1 protein-coding gene is annotated in these 607 nt (G+C 56.5%); it reads right to left on the reverse strand.

What is annotated here, in order from left to right; all coding sequences use genetic code 11:
• The coding region (ssb, locus tag KDM41_18545) for a single-stranded DNA-binding protein (protein ID MCB1185424.1) at positions 1-311 on the reverse strand (311 nt) is incomplete at its 3' end.
• Between the last annotated feature and the right edge of the window lie 296 nt (positions 312-607).

Here is a 607-nt window from a genome sequence, read left to right on the forward strand (position 1 = left end):
TCATTGGCACGGATTTCGGTGGTGAATCGCTCCTTTCCGTCCTGGTCCTGCCACTTGCGGGTACGCAAGCTGCCTTCGACATAGACCGCACGCCCCTTCTTGAGGTACTGGCCTGCGATCTCTGCCAGCTTTCCAAAGAAGACGACGCGGTGCCACTCAGTGCTCTCCCGCTTTTCACCTGTTTGCTTGTCGCGCCAGGTGTCCGTGGTCGCGATGCTCGCGTTGCAGATGGCGTCACCCGAAGGGGCGTAACGGATTTCGGGATCGCGGCCGAGGTTGCCGACGATGATGACCTTGTTGACTGATGCCATGGTTGTATCTCCTGAAAGATCTCGATCGCTTCGAACGGGCCGAAAACATCGAGTAGATTGCTCCCCGGATTTGGCGTTTGAGCCGGGAAACCACAGTTCCATCGTACTTACGGACACCTGTGATTTCTGGAAAAACTGCGCCCAAGCCAGCCGGTTTGATCGGTCCGTTGAAGGACCAGTGGCTTCGGATAACCGTCCGAAGTCGCGGTGTCTCCATGAAGGAGAAAATCTGGAGGACACCCTTTGCAATGCACCCTCAGAGAAGGCGAATTGAAAAGGGGGAAGACACCCGAAGG

This window comes from bacterium (genome assembly GCA_020440705.1).
In the GTDB taxonomy this organism is placed as follows: domain Bacteria; phylum Krumholzibacteriota; class Krumholzibacteriia; order LZORAL124-64-63; family LZORAL124-64-63; genus JAGRNP01.